This window comes from Ruminococcus sp. OA3 (assembly GCF_022440845.1).
Classification (GTDB): Bacteria; Bacillota; Clostridia; order Lachnospirales; family Lachnospiraceae; genus Ruminococcus_G.
Map to the genome: position 1 here is coordinate 3,399,911 of NZ_JAKNTO010000001.1, position 17,113 is coordinate 3,417,023.

The window sequence follows — 17,113 nt, forward strand, 5'->3', positions numbered from 1 at the left end:
GTATCGATTACCCCCGCTTTATTTTATTCTTTCAGCATTGCTAAATAGTTGTCCAGTCTTTCATTCACATATCCTGCAAATAATTTCTCCATCGCTCCCAAATTATGTTTCACATGGTATTCGTCAAAAGCATTGTAATATGCAATTCGGTCTGCAAATTTGATGTCAATCGGCGGATATCCGGCTTTCATCAATTCCAGATTCACAAGCAGGCGGCCCGTGCGGCCGTTGCCATCGATAAACGGGTGAATGCCTTCAAATTCAATATGAAACCGGGCAAGCCTGGGAATGATATGCTCTGTGCTGTTTCTATAAGCCTCCAGCAACTGCTCCATCTTTTTCCGGATTAAATACGGTTGTACAGGCTCACATTTTGCCCCCATAATTCTTACCGGAACTTTTCTGTATACACCCCTGTCATCTTTTTTATCAGCCAACACTAAATAATGAATTTGTTTAATGATGCTTTCTGATAATGGTAACGGTTCTTTCACCAGGTCCCTCACAAAGTCAAAGGCTTCTTTATGTCCAACCGCTTCCATATGATCTTTTAACGGCTTCTGATCAATGGTCAAACCGCGCAGTACCATATCAGTTTCACGGAGAGTCAGTGTATTCCCCTCGATGGCATTGGAATTATAAGTGAATTCAACCACAAATTCCTCTGTCAGCCGTTCAGCCTCTCCCTCCGTCAAAGGACGTCTGGAATCCAGTTCTGTTTTCTTCCTGTCAATACTCTCAAGCAGGCTTTCCGCAGACTTATACCGGCCATCCTCCGGTTTTTGCGCCTTTGCCGGAACCTTCCAACTGCGACCCTCACGGATAACACCTGGAATTTTACCTTCTGAACATAATATTCGTACTCTTCTATCTGAAATGCCCCATTTCTCTGCGGCCTGTTTAACTGACATATACATATTTCTGCACCTCGCTTCAGACAATAGTATACCCTATTATCGGAATAACAGCAACGCCATCGGAATAATACTTTCCATTTTTCGGAACAATGTAAAAGCCCGAAAGATACGTTTACTCTTCCGGGCAATTATTTTACACCTCTTATTTAAACGTCGGCCCCCCAAAATTCCGAAATTAACATTCCTGCATTTCTCCTAAAGGTATATCAGCGTGGAATGTCAAAACATACTCCCTATCTGATAGATTAAAAATGTAACTGCCCATGCCACGCACAGCTGAAATCCTGCCGTAAGGAACGTCATCCTCCAACTTCCGGATTCCCTCTTGATCGTGGCGAGCGTCGCGATACATGGTATGTACAGCAGGCTGAACGTCATCATACAGTACGCATTGAGCATACCGAATCCTGCCGTTCCCAGGATACCTGCCAGCGTCGCCATGCCAGCAGCACTCGTGGCATTACCCACGCCGAACAGTACCGAACAGCTGGATACCACGACTTCTTTTGCCGAAATCCCGGCGATCAGCGCCACGATGATCTGCCAGTATCCCAATCCGATCGGCGCAAAAACAGGAACTACCGCCTTTCCGATCAGAGATCCGAAGCTCTGTGTGATATCACTGACAAATCCCTGCGGACCAAAGTTCAGTACAAACCACATCACAATGGACGCGATAAAGATCGTGGTTCCGGCTTTTGTGAGATAGTCCTTTACTTTTTCCCATACATAGATCCACACGGTCTGCGCACTCGGCGCCTTATATTCCGGCAGTTCGATCAGCAGATTGTTTTTTGCCTCTTTCCGGTCAAGTATATGTAATACAAACGCCACCAGGATCGCCACAAAAAGGCCCAGTACATACATGGAAAATGCTGCAAACATCGCGTAGTCACCAAAAAACATCTGTGAAAACAGAACATAAACCGGGAGTCTTGCACTGCAGGACATGAAAGGCGTTATCAGGATCGTCTTCATACGGTCGGCACGGTTTTCAAGCGTACGCGAGGCCATGACAGCCGGAACCGTACATCCAAATCCGAGGATCATCGGAATGAATGCACGACCGGACAGTCCCAGCCTTCCCATCAGACTGTCCATCACATACGCTGCACGCGCCATATAACCGCTGTCTTCCAAAAATGCCAGTGCCAGAAACAGGATAAAAATATTTGGCAGGAAGGTCAGAATGCCGCCCACCCCGGAGATGATGCCGTCCACTACCAGTGAAACCAGCCACCCGGCAGCACCGACAGCATGCATTCCGACAGTCACTTCCTGCGCTATGAAGTCCAGCAGAATCCCCATATATCCTTTCAGCCAGTCACCCAGCGTGAATGTCAGCAGAAATACAAGGGCCATGATGCAAAGAAACATCGGGAATCCCCAGATCCTATGCGTCAGCAGCTGGTCGATCCGGTCTGTGCTCTCTTCCTTCTGCTCCTTGTTTACCAAAACCTCATGAATGACCTCTTCGATAAAATCATACTTTTCATTGATGATCTGCGACTCGTAGCATTTTTCCGTAATGTCTGTCAGATCCAATGGATATATCTTCTGTGTCTCCTCATCGCACTCCAGAAGTTTGATCGCGTAGTAACGTGCCTTCGGGATTCCCGGATATGTCTCTTTCAGACGTACTCTGACTGCATCAATCTTGTCTTCTATCTCATCGCTGTACACCATCACAAATTCATTATGATGCTGATGTCTGTGCTCTGTGGAGATATCATGGTGGTGAATGAGCGGCTGTTTTTCTTCGAAATCTTTATGATGCACCACTGCATGCATCAGGATATCCAGTCCCTTTTTCTTGCGCGCACAGACCGGAATCACGGGTATCCCCAGCATCTCCGGCAGACGGTGAAGGTCGATCTCCATCCCGCGTTTTTCTACGATATCCATCATATTCAGAGCCAGCACGACAGGTTTCCCAAGCTCTATGAGCTGAAGCGTCAGATAGAGATTCCTCTCAAGAGAGGATGCATCGGCTACATCCACGATCACATCCACCTCGTCACTCAGCACATACTGCCTTGCCACCACTTCTTCCATCGTGTAGGAGGTCAGACTGTAAGTTCCCGGCAGGTCCACCAGCTGGATATCAAACTCCTGAAATTTCATGGAGCCTTCCACTTTCTCCACCGTAACCCCCGGCCAGTTTGCAACCTTCAGATTAGCACCGGTATAGGCATTGAACAGCGTCGTCTTTCCGCAGTTCGGATTCCCCATGAATCCCACACGTATCTTATTGCCCATCGCTGTCATCCTCCCTCACTTCGATATGCTCTGCAATACTCTTTCCGATGGCAAACCGGGTGCCCCGCACCTTAATCACCATCGCTCCTCTTTTCTTCTTATTCATAACCAGAACCCTGGAGTCACCTGTCATACCAAGTGCCTCCAGACGCCGGTCAACATTCAGCGGCAGATCCATCCTCACCACACGGTAGCTGCTGTCAACCTCTCCCTCTATCAGTTTCATCTCGCTCCCTCTTCCTTATCGGTGTTTTTTCTCAGTTAGTTGAGATTAATCTTAGCTTACAATGTTTCTTTCCGTCTGTCAATCATACATTATTTAAAAAGACCGCTGCACAGTCAGTGCAACAGTCCTTATAATTCTTAAGATTTGTTTTTGTTATAGATGATAAGTAATCCTTTTAAAAGAAGGTCATCATCCATGATAACCTCTCTTCTGCAGTGCGGGATAATCGATTTCGCCAGCCCGCCGGTTGCGATCGCGGTCGCTTTTTTGCCCAGCTCATCTTCGATTCGTGTGATCAGCCCGTCCACCATCGATGCACTGCTGTAGATCACACCGCTTTTCATGCAGTCGATCGTATTCTTGCCAATCATGTGTTTCGGTGGTTCCAGGCTGATTCCCTGCAGCTGTGCCGCATGGGCAGTCAGAGAATCCAGCGATACGAGCACACCGGGGAGTATCATTCCCCCAATATAATTCCGGTTCTCATCGATAACACAGACCGTCGTGGCCGTGCCCATGTCAAATACGATCAGAGGCGCCGGATATTCATTGATAGCGGCTACAGAATCAGCCACCAGGTCACTTCCAAGCTGTGCCGGATTATCCATCAGGATATTCAGTCCCGTCTTGATTCCGGGCCCCACTACCAGCACCTTTCTGCGAAGGATTTTTTCCGTGGCGATCCGCATGATATTCGTGATCTGCGGAACAACCGAAGAGATGATCCCTCCCTGGATTTTCTCATACTCAATCCCATAGAGATCCAGGACTACTTTTATATCAATCGCGTATTCCAGCTCTGTCTTCGTCCGCACGGTGGAGAGCCGTTCAACAAAATATGTCTGTTTCTCGTCCACACATCCGACCACAATGTTTGTATTACCGATATCAATGGCTAAAATCATATCATACTCCTATATTCTTCATCACTTTCGTATTCATCAGCACTTTTCCGACCAGAGCCACGATAACCGCTGCCACAATCGCCTCCGGAATTCCGTTGACGGTGATGATGGCCGTGATCGCCGAGTAGACCGCATTTGCCGCAATCCCGCTTGCAGCCGCATAACTGTCCCCGAAAAACAGATAGATCATGTTCATGACCAGAAGTGTGTTGGTCAGCGCACCGGACAGGCCTGCAAGTGCCAGTCCCAAAACAGAGGTGCCGTTCGTCTGCTTTTTCGTCAGCTTCATAACGAGGCGGTAGACAAAGAACGGTACGACGCCGACGAGGATCCGCGGCACAAAACAGATGATCAGGCTGCCGATTCCTCCGCTGTACTCGCCCAGGGAGTAGAACGGTGTAAATACAAAGGAGGTCACCGACGGATTGATCGTATTGTTGATAAAACTCGTAAGTCCAAAGACAAAACCAAGTGCCGCTCCTTTTTTGGGTCCCAGCATCAGCGATCCGATAATGACCGGAATATGGATGATGGTCGCTCTGGTGAAACCGAGTGGAATGTAGCCCAGAAACGGTGTGAAGGCCATGACTAAAATCAGTGCAGCGAAAAGTGCCACCTGTGCCATTCCCTTCGTTTTTGACATAGTTGCTGTTGACGTGTTATTCATTTTTTTCCTCCTGTTACTGTTCCTTCTTCTGTAAGGATACAATACATGTGCCCTCTCGGGAGTTTACGGGTTGCTCATAATTCTATCCAGGATGTGAACGGCAACCTCTTCTTTGCTCATCAGGTCAAGAGAGATTTCCTCATCCTGTGTAATCAGGGTCACCACATTGGTGTTCGCTTCAAATCCAGCTCCGGGTTCTCTCAGATTGTTGGCTACAATCATGTCCAGATGCTTTTTTGCAAGCTTGTCCCTGGAATTACCAATTACATTCTCCGTCTCCATGGAAAATCCGCACAGATACTGATGCGGCTTCTTGTGCTCTCCCAGATATTTTAAAATGTCTTCCGTCCGTTCCATCAAAACGGTAAGACTGTCTCCCTTTTTCTTCATTTTCTCATCACTGACATGGCGGGGACGGTAATCAGCAACTGCCGCCGCTTTGATCACAATATCCTGATCCGGAAACTCACCGGTTACCGCATCGAACATCTCCTGTGCGCTGGTTACATGGATCACCTTCACAAAAGGCGGCGGTGTGAGATTCGTCCTTCCGCTCACCAGCGTCACCTCAGCTCCTCGGAGCATGGCGATTCTGGCAATCGCATATCCCATTTTTCCGGATGAGTGATTCGTGATAAAGCGTACCGGGTCCATCGCCTCCCGCGTCGGTCCGGCTGTCACCAGTATCCGTTTCCCGCGCATATCTTTTTTAAATGCGATCTCCCGTTCAATATATTCCATCAGCACCTCAGGCTCAGGCATCTTGCCGGCCCCCGTATCCCCGCAGGCAAGCCTGCCCGCTGCTGACGGTATCACTTCAAATCCATACTGCTTCAGCGTGCGCATATTGTCGCGCACTACAGGATTCTCATACATTGCTGTGTTCATCGCAGGCGCAACGATCTTCCTGCAGCGGCAGGCCAATGCGGTTGTCGTGAGCATATCATCCGCTATTCCATGGGCAAGTTTTCCGATCACATCCGCTGTTGCGGGCGCTATCATCATTACATCCGCCTGTTTTGCGATAGCGACGTGCTCCACACTGTGCTGAAAATTCCTGTCAAATGTATCAATCAGGCATTTATTTCCCGTTAATGTCTCAAATGTAATCGGGTTTATAAAATTGACGGCATTCTGTGTCATGATCACATGGATATTGGCATGCTGCTTCATGAGCGCACTCGCAAGAGCTGCACTTTTATAGGCTGCAATTCCGCCCGATACACCGAGCAGCACTGTTTTTCCATTTAACATCGGATTATTCTCCTTTTTCTGCATGCAGATTCTTTGCTTATTATATAGAAATCATTCCGAAATTGCAATGATATACGTGCCATTTCTTTCAAAAACGACCTCTCCCGCAGACTTCAGCAGAGAATCATTGACCACTTTATACTTTTCACGCTCAAGATCTCCTACATAAATATAATCTACATCATATTTTTCCAGCAATTCACTCACCTCTGCTCCATCCCGGGAGGTATAGATGAGCTCCACATCACTTTTTCTCTCGTTAAGATCTTCGGTGTCATTCCTCCACAGCCACTCATGTACATACCAGCCAAGAACACAAGGCAGTCCGGTCATTGCAGAGATCCGCTGGTATTCCGAGTAGCTGTCTCCACAGGCTTCCACGATAACAGGACTCCCGTCCACATTTTCATTCAGCCAGTCAATGGCGCCTGCATCTGTCGGATAATCATTCTCCAGGTACGCAGTCGCATCCAGTCCCTGAAATCCGGAGCGGTCCAGAACATTTCCAAACCAGTCGGAAACAGCAGTGCCGAAGTAACCGATCGTCGAAAACAGACAGATACTTCCCAGGATTCCCGTCACATACAGCACATGTGACTTGTTCAGCAGAAAACGCACCAGAATATATGCCATACTGATGCCAAAGAGTGTAAACGCCTGATACGTCAGTTTAAACATCGTATTCGCTCTGGCCGAATTCTCCTCATATATATCACGCACATACACAAGTTCCGGAATCAGTACAAGTCCTACCGCACAGAGTACCAGCCCCGCCACAAACAGATCTGATGGATGTGTTTTTTCAAGCAGATTTCGAAACCATCCTCTGTTCTCTGTTTTTCTGGCATTTTTTATGATCGTCCACACCACAAATATACTGCACAGAATCAGCGGAAATCCCCACACGACCAGCAGTTGTTTTAAAGAGGTGTGATTCTTCGCCAATGCAATCCCCGACACCATACTGTCAAACTGCAGAGTAAACGGCAGTGCAACAAGTTCAGAGATCATCAGTATCCAGGCACCGTGCAGCAGGCTGCGGCCGATCGTATACCCCGGTGAAAACTGCCCTTCCCTCAGATTACGGTACACGACAACCGCCATGATCACCACGAAATAGATGGGAAAGTCCCAGTAATTTGTAAAATGAAAAACTCCCAGGAAAATCCCAAACATCAGATTATAAGGATTTTTCAATGAGCGCATAAGCCGGCGGGGCAGCGAATCCCTTTGCTTCGTTTTCGATATAAGGAGTGGAGATTTCATAAATGCATAGATAATGCCGACAAGACACAGTACAAACATCAGGTTCACAACATGAGCATGCAGATCTCCAAGTATAAAGGAATACGCCGGATATTCATGGATCGTCCGGTCGCTGCCTTTCGGGTAGTAGCCGATATAGCGCGTCGAATTTGAAAACCAGTAGGTGTAGTCACTGTCATGTCCCAGAAACTTTCCAAAGAATCGCAGCAGCGGCCCGGCCAGCACATAATGCATGTTGCCGGCAAAAGACACGGCAGCTCCGGCCAGCAGACCGACAGGCACTGACGCACCTGTACGCTTCTTTCCGCTCACATTAACGGCCCGGTCTTCCCAGAGCTGGCGCCCGACGGCAAACGGCATCATAAACGCAAATGCAGCCACGAGCGTGCGCATCACGTTATATGTCTCCTGTATCCGGGTAAATGATATTTTCGTCAAAAATACTGCGAAGTACTGTCCCCCGTAATAGTAGTTGAGAGACTCTCCCGCATACCAGATGTCCGGCGCCGGAATCTCTGTGCTCCGCATCATGCTCGCCATGAACCCGTAGTCCATGAACTTTTCCGTTCCTTTGGCCGCCGGATGAAAACCCGCCAGATATGTCCAGAACAGGAACAGCAGCAGAAATAACAGTTCTTCACAGATGATCAGTTTTCCATTTTCACGCGTGATCCAGAACACGGATTTTCCTTTTTTGAGCCGACACCAGAAAATTGCAGTATTCAGAACGATTCCCAGAAGCACGATGACTACGCAGAAGGTTGTCGTGAATTTAAATAATCCGGTACTGACCAGCAGCCACACAAAATATCCCGGCAGCACAGCCCCCAGTACCTTGGAAAAAATCCATCCGCAGTCACGATAATTTTTAAACACGATTGCTGTCAAAGGCATAAACGCCATGCCCAGTACCAGCATCATCAGCCACCAAATCAGACACGTACCCATCATATCCTCCTTCGCATCGAATGAAATTCAGCCACTGCACGGCGGCCCATGGCAATGATCTTCGGAATATTGACAGAATTAACTCCGCCCTGGCGCATCCGGAATGTGATCGGATAGTACAGGACCGTCTTCCCCCTCTTTTTATACAGTACGCTGACCATCACATTTGCCAGGTGATAATCTCTTGGAATACTTTTCAGAATCTCACTTAACTCGTCCGCCCGCATCAGACGGAACGGTGTATTGATATCTCTCATCCATGTGCGGAAATTGAGAAGCACTACCAGGCGCAGTGTTTTTGTCACAACCTTCCTGGAAAATCCATCCTGACGATGCTTCCGGTACCCGAGCAGCAGTCCCGCCTCCAGACGGTCCTTCCACATCTGGCCAAAATCCGACGGAAGCGTCTGGCCATCTGAATCCGTTTGAAAGATATACTCCGCCCCATGCGCGATTGCATAGCGATATCCGTAAAGTACCGCGGCTCCGTGACCGCCATTCTTTTTTTTCACTGCCTCCAGATATGGATACTGTTCCATCAGGCTCATCAGTATCTCATATGTAGTATCCGTGCTCCCATCATCCACAACGAGCAGGCGGCTGCCATTCTGGATCCTGCTGATCACAGGGTACCACTGCCGCACGACTGTTTTAATATTCTCCGCCTCATTATATGCCGGCATCACAATCCAAAGTGTGTTCATAATGTCTCCCCGTTTTTACCCTAAAAAGGGGATGCCTTGCGTATCGCAGCCTCCCCTTTTCATCCCTATTCTTTAAACCTGATTTTTAAATAGCTTTTGATCTCTTCCACACATTTCTCGAATCCCAGCTTTCCGCTGTTGATACAAAGGTCGTAATTTCTCGCATCTGTCCAGTCGCGCCCTGTGTAGTGATGGTAAAAATCGCCGCGGTATTTATCCACTTTGGAGATATAGCGCTCCATCTCACGCTTCGTCATACTGTTCCTCTCCATCGCACGGTCGAAGCAGAATTCCCGGTCCGCATGGACAAATACACTCGCAACATTGTCAAAATTGCGGAGCACGAAATCCGCGCATCGACCGATGATCACGCAGGACTCCTGACGCGCAAGCTGTTTTATAATCTTGGCCTGATAGTTAAACAGGTTATCATTGGAGACAAACCCATCACATTCCGGATTGATCAGGTCCCCACTGTACACTTTTGTCGTCAGCTTCTGAAGCAGTCCGATATCCAGCCGCTCATCAACCTTTCCAAACAACTTCTCAGAAATACCGCTGTCCTCAGACGCCATCCGCAGGATTTCGCGGTTATAGCAGTGAATACCCAGTTCTTTTGCCAGCATCTCACCGATCGTCTTACCGCCGCTTCCATACTGTCTCGCAATTGTAATTACCACATTTTCCATACTACTTCCCCCTTGCCTATTCACCCAGATATGCTTTTTTAATGGAGTCATCATTCATCAGATCTTTTGCATCTCCGTTCAGGACGATATTTCCGGTCTCCAGCACGTAAGCGCGGTCTGCAATGGAAAGTGCCTTCTTGGCATTCTGTTCAACCAGAAGCACCGTGGTGTTTCCTGCACTCACTTCCTGAATAATGTCAAAAATCTCATTGACGAGAATCGGGGACAGCCCCATGGACGGCTCATCCATCACAATGATCTTCGGGTGGGACATCAGCGCACGCCCCATGGCGAGCATCTGCTGTTCTCCTCCGGATAACGTACCCGCCAGCTGATTCCGTCTCTCCTCAAGACGCGGAAAACGTTTGTATACCATCTCCAGTGTCTCTTCGATCTCCTGTTTATCACTTCTGGTAAATGCTCCCATCCGCAGATTCTCATACACACTCAGCTGTGCAAAGACGCGGCGTCCTTCCGGAACATGAGCCATACCAAGTCCTACTATTTTATGCGCCGGTGTCCTGGTAATATCCTGCCCTTCAAATATGACAGAACCGTTCTTCGGTGTCAGCAATCCGGTGATCGTATGAAGGATCGTAGTTTTACCTGCACCGTTAGCTCCGATCAATGCGATCACTTCTCCCTCGTTTACCTCGAAGGAGACACCTTTGATCGCCTGGATCATTCCATAGAATACTTCCAGGTCCTTAACTTCAAGCATTGCCATTCTTCTCTCCTCCTATTCTCCCAGATATGCCGTGATGACTTCCGGATTATTCAATACCACGCTCGTCTCTCCCTGTGCCAGAACTTCACCGAAGTTCAGTACGGTCAATTCTTCGCAGATACCGGCTACCAGCTTCATATCATGTTCAATGAGCAGAATGGTCATATCAAATTTTTCTCTGACAAACTGTATGGTCTCCATAAGCTCGCTGGTCTCATTCGGATTCATTCCTGCCGCCGGCTCATCCAGCAGAATAAGCTGAGGATCCGTCGCAAGCGCACGCGCTATTTCCAGCTTTCTCTGTTTTCCATAGGGAAGATTGGACGCCAGGAAGTCTGCTTCTTTTTCCAGTCCGAATACCCGCAGCAGCTCCATTGCCCTTTCATTCATTTCTTTTTCTACTTTTCGGTATCTGGGCAAACGCAGAATACCTTCTATTGTCGTGTAATGGTGGTGATTGTGAAGTCCCACCTTAACATTGTCGAGAACCGGAAGATCTTTAAACAGACGGATATTCTGGAAAGTCCGGGCAATGCCGGCTCTGTTGATTTCAATCGTCTTTTTTCCGGTAATATCGTTACCTCCAAGTTTTACAATACCTTCGTCTGGTTTATATACGCCGGTCAGCAGGTTAAAAAACGTTGTCTTTCCCGCTCCGTTCGGACCGATCAGTCCGTACAGCTGACCTGCTTCAATGTTCATATCCACTGCATTAACTGCACGCAGACCTCCAAAGGAAATACCCAGATTTTTCACTTCCAACAGTGCCATTTTATTCTGCCCCCTTCGCTGTCTTCTTTTTCGCAGCCATCCGTCTGAATGAATGTTTTTCACGCCACTCGATTGATTTCGGCGCCCAGTTAAAGAGCATCATAAGGATCAGCACAATGGCATAGATCAGCATCCGGTAATCTGAAAGTCCTCTTAAGAGTTCCGGAAGCAAGGTCAGAATAACAGCAGCTATTATGGACCCTCTCATGTTTCCGATTCCCCCCAGCACAACAAATACCAGGATCATGATGGACATATTATATCCAAAGTTTTTGGGCAGTGCCGTAAGTGTCGAAAGATTGTGTGCATACAGAACTCCTGCCACACCCGCCAGTGCGGCTGAAACAGAGAATGCCATCAGTTTGTATTTTGTGATATTAATTCCAATTGATTCCGCTGCAATACGATTGTCACGGATCGCCATAATCGCACGGCCGTCTCTTGAATTTACCATATTCAAAATGATGACAAGCGTGATCAGGATCAGTACAATGCCGATCAGAAACGTTGAATCTTTCGGCGTCCCCGTGATTCCCTGCGGACCGTTGATAATGACCATACCATCCGGCTCCATATCAAGTGCCACGGCATCTTTCATGGAAAAATGAAAACCATTGCTGTCTTTTCCAATAAAAAACACATTGATGACATTTTTAATGATTTCGCCGAATGCAAGCGTAACAATCGCCAGATAGTCTCCCTTCAGCCGAAGAACCGGGATACCGATAAGAATGCCGAAGATTCCGGCAAGTACTGCACCGATCAGCAGTGCCAGGAAAAAGCGGAGTCCCGCGGAAGGGATGACTTCCTCCATACATTTTGAAAAGAATGCACTGGAAAAAGCGCCGACACACATGAATCCTGCATGTCCAAGACTGAGTTCCCCAAGAATACCTACGGTAAGGTTGAGAGAAAGCGCCAGGATCACATAGACGCAGAGAGGTACCAAAAGTCCCTGCATCAGGCTTGACAGGCTTCCCGCTGACACCAGGATCTGAACGATGATAAATGCCGCGATGACAATACCATACGTTATCATATTGTTTTTTGTCGTTTTATTCATCTTCTTTAACATCGTTTTCACCTACACTTTCTCCTGAATATTTTTGCCGAGAATGCCGGTAGGCTTCACGAGCAGTACGATAATAAGCACAGCAAAAACAATCGCATCCGCAAGCTGCGACGAGATATATGCCTTGCCCAGAATTTCAATAATACCCAGAAGAATACCTCCGATCATCGCTCCGGGAATGGAGCCGATACCACCGAACACCGCGGCTACAAATGCCTTAATACCCGGCATCGCTCCTGTGTAGGGAGACAGAGACGGATAAGCTGAACACAGCAGGACACCCGCCAGTGCAGCAAGCCCCGACCCGATCGCAAATGTCAGCGCGATCGTCTTGTTGACATTGATCCCCATCAGCTGAGCCGCCCCTTTGTCCTCTGAAACCGCCAGCATCGCCTGACCGGATTTTGACTTTCTGATAAACAATGTAAGAACAATCATGATCACAACACAGGATACGATAGTCACAATTGTCTCACCGGTTATGAGCAGCGCACCATCTGCCAGTGAAATGGCAGGAACTGTCACAACAGACTTAAAAGATTTTGTATTCGCTCCAAATAGCAGAAGCGCAATATTCTGCAGCAGATAGCTGACACCGATCGCAGTGATCAGCACTGCCAGCGGCGATGCGGCATTCCGAAGCGGACGGTATGCGACACGTTCGATCGTCACACCGAGTACCGTACAGAATACAACTGCTACTAAAATTCCTATAATCGGCGGAAGACCCAGGTTCGTTGTTGCCAGCAGAACCGCGTAGCCGCCTACCATAATTACATCACCATGCGCAAAGTTCAGCATCTTTGCAATTCCATATACCATGGTGTAACCAAGGGCAATGATCGCATAGACGCTGCCCAGGCTAATGCCATTAATCAAGTAAGATAAAAAGCTCATAGCACACCCCTCTGTCGTATAATTTTCATAATGCTTTATTATACCATCCCATTCGACAAATTTTCAAGGAAAACCCTATGTTTTCTGGAACTTTTGTATGAAACGGCAATGGCTGTCTCCTTTTTCTGAGACAGCCATTGCCTGGTATTCTTTTATTTTACCAGATATCCTTTCATTTTCAAGGCATTTTCTATCAAATTTAGTATTTCCTCAGAATCCGCTGTTACTGTGTGGTAATGATAACCAGAAGTGATATTTTTCAGCGGACTGGACTTTCCCATACGGATTCCTTCCATAAACTCTTCCACATCTCTTCTGGAATTGATCAGCATGTCCGCTTTCAGCTGTCCGTAAACTTTATGGTTCACAAACACATCAGCTACTCTGCCGCCCATATCCACAATCGTATAGAGTTCATCCACAATTTCATCATCCGCATGGCAGACTTTAAAGATACGCTGTGCCTTTTTCCAGGCATTCAGCACATATCCTCTGTTCGTGGATACAATATCCTGGTTGGCTGCCCGCAGAAGAGCAATATCCTGCACGATCACCTGCCTGCTGACGTGAAATTCTTCTGACAGCCTGTTCCCCGATACCGGAGCTGCACTGCACTGAATGTAATTCAATATTTCCTTTCGTCTTGCCTCACCATTCATAAGCTATCACCATTAAACCTATACTGCATGCAGATTTTTCAGTGAAATATCCATAATCGGAGCTGAGTGCGTCAGCGCACCGCTTGAAATAAAATCAACACCGACAGACAGATATTTCTCAATATTTTCCTTCGTCACATTACCGGAACACTCTGTCTGTGCGCGCCCGCCGATCAGCTGGATCGCTTCTTTCATCATTTCCGGCGTCATATTGTCCAGCATGATGATATCCGCGCCGGCATCCACCGCCTCTTTTACCATATCCAGATTCTCAACTTCAACTTCAATCTTCCGGACAAACGGAGCATACTCTTTCGCCATCCTGATCGCATTTGACACGCTTCCCGCCGCACCGATATGATTGTCTTTGAGCAGGATCCCGTCCGAGAGATTATAGCGGTGATTGCACCCGCCGCCAACTTTTACCGCATATTTTTCAAATATCCTCATGTTTGGCGTCGTTTTCCTCGTATCGAGAAGTTTTGTCTTACTCCCCTCCAGAAGCACTGCGATTGAGTGCGTATACGTAGCAATCCCGGACATACGCTGCAGATAGTTGAGCGCCGTGCGCTCACCGGACAGCAGTACCCGGATATCGCCTGTCACAACCGCCATCCTGGTTCCATTAGTCACAAAGTCACCGTCTTCCACAAAGGCTTCAACTTTAACCGTGTCATCCAGCAGTTCAAACACTCTTTCAAACACCCCCATGCCTGCCACGATCCCATCCTGTTTGCAGATCAGGTCAACCTGCCCCTGGCATGCTTTTCTCATAACCGCATTGGTCGTGATATCCTCCGATGTGATATCCTCTTTCAATGCCTGTAAAATCAAATCATCCACATTTAGCTTCGTTGTGATTGGATTGTTCATGTTCCTTTTTCATCCTTTCTGTCTCTTCGATAATAGCGTTCCGATACTTCTCTCTGATCGCCTCATAATCTGTGTACTGGCTGAAGTCAACGATCTCCATAATGTCTTCCCTGGCTTTAGCAGCTTCGATCTGTTCCTGAATCTGTCCTGCTGCCCGTTTTGCAAACACCAGGCTTTCAAGCAGTGAGTTGCTCGCCAGCCTGTTAGCCCCATGTACACCGTTGCAGCTTGTCTCGCCGACAGCATACAGCTGATCCATGGACGTATGGCTGTATTTATCGACATGAATCCCTCCCATGAAATAATGCTGTGCGGGAACCACCGGAATACACTCTTTGGTCACATCATATCCTTCTTCCAGACACCGCTTATAAATATTTGGAAAATGAGACTTAATCTCCGCCTCCGGAATTTTTTCCATGGACAGCCATACGTATGGCATGCCGTCTTTTTCCATCTGTTGATGTATGGCCGCGGTGAGCAGATCCCTGGGCAGAAGTTCATCGACAAACCTTTGATGATGGGCATCATACAGCACAGCGCCTTCTCCCCTGACAGACTCAGAGATCAGAAAGCGCCTGCCCGGTTTTTTGGAATAAAGCGTAGTCGGGTGAATCTGTACATAGTCTATATTTTCCAGCTCTACTCCATTTTTTATTGCGATGGCGAGTCCGTCGCCTGTCAGATGCGGAAAGTTCGTAGAATGCTCGTACAGTCCGCCCACACCGCCGCAGGCCAGTACCGTCTCCCGGGCCTCGATCACCATCTGTCCTCCGTCTGCCGTCCTGCATACAATACCATAACAGATATTGTCCTGACAGACAAGATCGATCATCGTAACGTGCTCCAGGATCGAAATATTGTCACGTCTTCTCACTTCTTCCAGCAGTTTTTTCGTGATCTCTTCCCCTGTGATATCCTCATGAAACAAAATCCTCGGCCGAGAGTGACCGCCTTCTCTTGTAAATGCCAGTTCGCCGTTCTCCGTTGCGAAGTCAACTCCGAAACTGATCAGTTCACGGATGATCTCCTGTGACGACCGTATCATAATGTCCACTGACTCTTCTCTGTTTTTATAATGGCCCGCACGCATGGTATCCTCATAGTAACTGTCGTAATCAGACTCACTGCGCAGCATGCAGATGCCGCCCTGCGCCAGATAGGAATCACTGTTTTCGGCTTCATCTTTTGTGATCATCAGGACCTCTTTGTCTCCCGGAAGATTCAGCGCACAGAACAATCCTCCGACACCGGTACCTACAATTAAAATATCTGTTTTCTTTTTCATTTTCCTTACCTTCTTTATCTGGCCAGCTGAAGCATACGCACCAGGGGCTCATTTGATTTCACACGCATGGTTTCCTCAAGTACTACTTCATTTTCGCCCGTCTTCAGTACATGCAGTACCTTTTCCGGTGAAATCTTCTTCATGTTGGGACAGTACTGGCGGTGTCCCACGGAATAGAATTTCTTATCCGGATTCTTTTGCTTCAGCTCATAGAGGACCCCCATCTCCGTACAGATGATGAATTCTTTGGCGTCGCTCGCCGTCGCGTAATCGATGATACCGGATGTGCTTCCGATATAGTCCGCCTCATTCAGGATCTCCAGCTTACATTCCGGATGTACGAGAACTTTCGCTTCTGGCTTTGCCTCTTTTGCTTTTTTTACGTTTTCCAGTGATATGCTGGTATGTACATGGCAGAACCCGTCATTGAAAATGAATTCTTTCTCCGGAACCTTGGATGCGATATACCGCCCCAGGTTCTCATCCGGTATAAAATATATTCGCCTGTTCGGAAGTGCTTTTACGATCCTCAGCGCATTGGATGAGGTCACACATACGTCTGAATATGCTTTGATCTCCGCTGTGGAATTCACATAACAGACGACAGCTACATCCTCGTACTCTTCCTTTACTTTTTTTATTTTATCGATATCCGCCATATGTGCCATCGGGCAGTCAGCCGCAGCATCCGGCATCAGTACAGTTTTCTCAGGATTGAGTATCTTGGCACTTTCACCCATAAAAGAGACGCCGCAGAACACAATGGTTTTCTGTGTCACCTCTGTCGCAAGCTTTGCCAGGTAATAAGAGTCCCCTATATAATCTGCAAGTTCCTGTACTTCATCATTCACATAATAATGGGCTAGAATCACAGCGTCTTTCTGCTCTTTCAATGCCCGTATTTCCTCAACAATCTGACTCATCATCAGTTCCTCCTTAACATATTGCTGTTCATTATAGCACGCGTCATTACATCTGACAAGACAGTTGT

General features: G+C 47.6%; 17 protein-coding genes. All 17 read right to left on the reverse strand.

The annotated features are described in order from the left end of the window. Positions 1 to 23: 23 nt before the first annotated feature. The 17 genes from MCG98_RS15475 to nadA all read right to left on the reverse strand — a co-directional run bounded on the left by MCG98_RS15475 (position 24) and on the right by nadA (position 17,048). Entirely contained in the window at positions 24 to 917 is an 894-nt protein-coding gene (locus MCG98_RS15475) for a DNA-binding protein (RefSeq protein WP_240302786.1), read from the reverse strand. A gap of 219 nt (positions 918 to 1,136) precedes the next feature. Then, complete coding sequence (gene feoB, locus MCG98_RS15480; protein WP_240302787.1) at positions 1,137 to 3,176, reverse strand: ferrous iron transport protein B; 2,040 nt, start codon at positions 3,174 to 3,176, stop codon at positions 1,137 to 1,139. Then, positions 3,166 to 3,402 carry a FeoA family protein gene (locus MCG98_RS15485; protein WP_240302788.1) on the reverse strand — a complete coding sequence of 79 codons (237 nt, stop codon included), beginning with the start codon at positions 3,400 to 3,402 and terminating at the stop codon, positions 3,166 to 3,168. Before MCG98_RS15485 ends, feoB begins: the two co-directional genes overlap by 11 nt. A 137-nt stretch (positions 3,403 to 3,539) precedes the next feature. Continuing rightward, the gene (locus MCG98_RS15490) at positions 3,540 to 4,307 is read right to left on the reverse strand and encodes a type III pantothenate kinase (protein WP_240302789.1); all 768 of its coding nucleotides are present in this window, start codon (positions 4,305 to 4,307) and stop codon (positions 3,540 to 3,542) included. A gap of 1 nt (position 4,308) precedes the next feature. After that, positions 4,309 to 4,974 carry an ECF transporter S component gene (locus MCG98_RS15495; RefSeq protein WP_028529641.1) on the reverse strand — a complete coding sequence of 222 codons (666 nt, stop codon included), beginning with the start codon at positions 4,972 to 4,974 and terminating at the stop codon, positions 4,309 to 4,311. Positions 4,975 to 5,037: 63 nt separating this feature from the next. Next, the gene (gene coaBC, locus MCG98_RS15500) at positions 5,038 to 6,228 is read right to left on the reverse strand and encodes a bifunctional phosphopantothenoylcysteine decarboxylase/phosphopantothenate--cysteine ligase CoaBC (protein ID WP_240302790.1); all 1,191 of its coding nucleotides are present in this window, start codon (positions 6,226 to 6,228) and stop codon (positions 5,038 to 5,040) included. 51 nt (positions 6,229 to 6,279) lie between these two features. Then, entirely contained in the window at positions 6,280 to 8,445 is a 2,166-nt protein-coding gene (locus MCG98_RS15505) for a DUF2298 domain-containing protein (RefSeq protein WP_240302791.1), read from the reverse strand. After that, positions 8,442 to 9,146 carry a glycosyltransferase family 2 protein gene (locus tag MCG98_RS15510; protein ID WP_240302792.1) on the reverse strand — a complete coding sequence of 235 codons (705 nt, stop codon included), beginning with the start codon at positions 9,144 to 9,146 and terminating at the stop codon, positions 8,442 to 8,444. Before MCG98_RS15510 ends, MCG98_RS15505 begins: the two co-directional genes overlap by 4 nt. Positions 9,147 to 9,211: 65 nt before the next feature. Beyond that, positions 9,212 to 9,835 carry a cytidylate kinase-like family protein gene (locus MCG98_RS15515; RefSeq protein ID WP_240302793.1) on the reverse strand — a complete coding sequence of 208 codons (624 nt, stop codon included), beginning with the start codon at positions 9,833 to 9,835 and terminating at the stop codon, positions 9,212 to 9,214. A 16-nt stretch (positions 9,836 to 9,851) separates the two neighbouring features. Continuing rightward, positions 9,852 to 10,562, reverse strand: coding sequence for an ABC transporter ATP-binding protein (locus MCG98_RS15520; protein ID WP_240302794.1), 711 nt, complete (start codon positions 10,560 to 10,562; stop codon positions 9,852 to 9,854). A 12-nt stretch (positions 10,563 to 10,574) separates the two neighbouring features. After that, positions 10,575 to 11,333: an ABC transporter ATP-binding protein gene (locus MCG98_RS15525; RefSeq protein WP_240302795.1), complete on the reverse strand. Its 759-nt coding sequence runs from the start codon at positions 11,331 to 11,333 to the stop codon at positions 10,575 to 10,577. 1 nt (position 11,334) lies between these two features. Further along, entirely contained in the window at positions 11,335 to 12,417 is a 1,083-nt protein-coding gene (locus MCG98_RS15530; protein WP_345891679.1) for a branched-chain amino acid ABC transporter permease, read from the reverse strand. Beyond that, positions 12,418 to 13,302 carry a branched-chain amino acid ABC transporter permease gene (locus tag MCG98_RS15535; RefSeq protein ID WP_240302796.1) on the reverse strand — a complete coding sequence of 295 codons (885 nt, stop codon included), beginning with the start codon at positions 13,300 to 13,302 and terminating at the stop codon, positions 12,418 to 12,420. Positions 13,303 to 13,454: 152 nt separating this feature from the next. Beyond that, a complete protein-coding gene (locus MCG98_RS15540) occupies positions 13,455 to 13,961 on the reverse strand; it encodes a transcription repressor NadR (protein ID WP_240302797.1) in 507 nt (168 codons plus the stop codon). 18 nt (positions 13,962 to 13,979) lie between these two features. Then, positions 13,980 to 14,834: a carboxylating nicotinate-nucleotide diphosphorylase gene (nadC, locus tag MCG98_RS15545; protein ID WP_240302798.1), complete on the reverse strand. Its 855-nt coding sequence runs from the start codon at positions 14,832 to 14,834 to the stop codon at positions 13,980 to 13,982. After that, positions 14,797 to 16,122, reverse strand: a complete 1,326-nt coding sequence (locus MCG98_RS15550; RefSeq protein ID WP_240302799.1) for an L-aspartate oxidase — start codon at positions 16,120 to 16,122, stop codon at positions 14,797 to 14,799. The genes nadC and MCG98_RS15550 overlap by 38 nt, the downstream gene beginning before the upstream one ends. 14 nt (positions 16,123 to 16,136) lie before the next feature. Next, complete coding sequence (nadA, locus tag MCG98_RS15555) at positions 16,137 to 17,048, reverse strand: quinolinate synthase NadA (RefSeq protein WP_345891680.1); 912 nt, start codon at positions 17,046 to 17,048, stop codon at positions 16,137 to 16,139. Between the last annotated feature and the right edge of the window lie 65 nt (positions 17,049 to 17,113).